This window comes from Microbacterium sp. B24, from assembly GCF_000333415.1.
Lineage (GTDB): Bacteria > Actinomycetota > Actinomycetes > Actinomycetales > Microbacteriaceae > Microbacterium.
Genome location: NZ_BADB01000363.1, coordinates 1 through 2358 on the forward strand (window position 1 = coordinate 1; position 2358 = coordinate 2358).

The following is a 2358-nucleotide window of genomic DNA, read 5'->3' on the forward strand; positions in this document are numbered from 1 at the left end:
ATCTGGCTCATGGACGACGACGTCGAGGTGCTGCCCGACGGTCTCGCGAAGATGGGCGCCTGGGCGCCGCGGTTCAAGTCGATCCAGGGGCGGCGCTACGACTTCGACGGCAGCGAGTTCTATTGGCAGTACCGCGTCGCAGAACCGCTCGCGATCCCGATCCCGTTCGCGCCCAGCGGCTTCGACGAGTCGGGCTACAAGGAGATGAACTCCGGCTGCTTCGAGGGCATGTTCATCCACCGCGACATCGTCGGGCAGATCGGTCTGCCCGATCCCCGCTTCTTCATCTACTGGGACGACCAGACCTACGGCTGGCTTGCATCGCGCATCACACGCTCGGTGATCGTGAACGAGTTCGTGCTCCGCCGCACGCGCGAGATCAAGCAGTGGGACATGGGCATCCGGCACATGAACGCGTCGAGCAACGCGTACCGCTACTACATCATGCGCAACCGCGCGATCATCAAGCGCTATTACCGCAGCCTCAGGGTCTACAACCCCGTGCTGTTCGGCCTCGGCACGGCCCTGACCTTCGGCAAGGAACTCATCCGGCTCCTCTTGGTCGAGCGCACCGTCCGGGGTACCTCGAACCTGTTCCGAGGCCTGCGCGACGGACGCAAGATCTCACGGGATGCCGCCTGGAAGCCCATGCCGCCGCTTGTGGCGGCGAGCGCGGCATCCTGACGACCGCCTATAAGTTGTCGACGCCCCAGCCGGCGTCCAATCGCCGTCGGCATCGACTCTCAGCGGCTTAAGACCGGCAACGCCGCTTCCAACATCGGGCGCAGCATCCGTGCGTATACGAGGTTCAGATGGTCGGCGTCGTAATAGACGGGAACGCCGCCGACGACCGCATAGCAGGTGTCCGTATCGCAGAAGTAGGGCGTCGGATCAAACGCGGTGACAGCAGGATCATCTAGCTGAGCAACCGCAAGAGTAAGAGGATCGGCGGGCTGGGCTTGACTTCGCGGCCGCGCACATGCCAATGGATCGCTCACGTTCAGCACAACGCAGTCCGGGCTTCGGACCTCTCCGTTAAACGGGGGGTCCCCGATGACCAGGATCCTCGACCCCGCATCTGTCCATGAACGCCAGTCGCGTTGCAGCCCCTCGGTGAACTGCTCTTCTGTCGACCGCCGGGAGCCGTCGTCCACAAGATCGTGTCGGGCCGCCATCGAGGTGATCACCAGGTCCGGCGCGTCGGCGATGATGGTCTGCGCCAGATCTCGATTCCACGTGCGGCAACGCTCGCGATCCGCTTCTCCCCACGCGGAGCGGAATCCAACAAACGCGACGTCGGCCGTTGGGCAGCCTCCCATAAAGCTGATCGTGAGCTTCCACCCCCGCTCCCGCGCGATGTCGAAGATCGGACCTTGCCATTGTTGCGCGTGAGAGTCGCCGATCAGCCACACATTCGGCGGGTTCTCCGCTCCCCTCGAAAAATCGCACAGGTGAGTAGTGGCTTTATCGCCGTAGGTCATCTCCTTCAGAAACTCACCGCACTCTGGCGGAGTGTAGAAGTACTCATTCCGCGCACCGATATCCACTGACTCCGCGCGCCCGAAGGGGTCGGCGCAGTTGTTCGCGGGCATCAGGGCGTTGGGGCCCACACACGGTCCCTCCGCAACCGGTGCCGTCGGCGAGTCGGCTGCAGCTCTGACGGAGTAGCCCATCAAGAGTGCTGCCGCTCCGAGGGCGACTATCGCCATCCCCCCGATCATCCCCAGCACCGCTCGACGCGTGGACGTTCTCCACCAGCGGGCACTCTGCGCAGGGCGCTCCAGCCAGCGCCGCGTGAGACCCGCAAGCACGAGCGCGAGTATCAGTACCCCAACCCGCACCGGCCCGGTCATCTCTCGGGAGAGAACAAACGGCGCGACCACGATCAATGGCCAGTGCCATAGGTAGAGCGAGTAAGAGGCATCGCCGACCCACTGCACGGGACGCAGGCCGAAAAGCGGCGACCACGCGGTACGCGTGGACAGCGTCCCGGCCGCGATCACTGCTGCAGTCCCTGCAGCAGGCAACACGGCAGCAACGCCGGGGAAGGGTGTCGTCGGCCCGTACAGTGCCACTGACATTGCAATGGCTATCAGACCACCGGTGGCGAGGAGATTCCCCAGAGCAGGCGACGATGATATCCGCCGCTGCAGCGCGAGAGCGACAAGGCCGCCCAGCGCGAATTCCCACGCTCGCGTGAAAGTAGCGAAGTACGCCTGCGCTGGTGACGCATCTGTGAAAAGGACGCTGGCCACGAACGATGCCACCGCGACGAGCAGAAGCGCGATGATGCCGGCTCTGCGCGCCGAGCCCGATGCACGACTCCGCGCCACCAGGCTGACGGCACCGAGCATCAGG

At 64.5% G+C, this 2358-nt stretch carries 2 protein-coding genes; one reads left to right on the forward strand and one right to left on the reverse strand.

What is annotated here, in order from left to right; translation table 11 throughout:
- Positions 1 to 684 (forward strand): glycosyl transferase (locus tag I5I_RS09430; protein ID WP_036318681.1); only part of this gene is annotated, 684 nt, incomplete at its 5' end.
- Between the two features lie 59 nt (positions 685 to 743).
- On the opposite strand, the gene I5I_RS09435 is transcribed toward I5I_RS09430, so the two are convergent.
- A partial coding sequence (locus I5I_RS09435) for an acyltransferase family protein (protein WP_187289930.1) occupies positions 744 to 2358 on the reverse strand: 1615 nt, incomplete at its 5' end.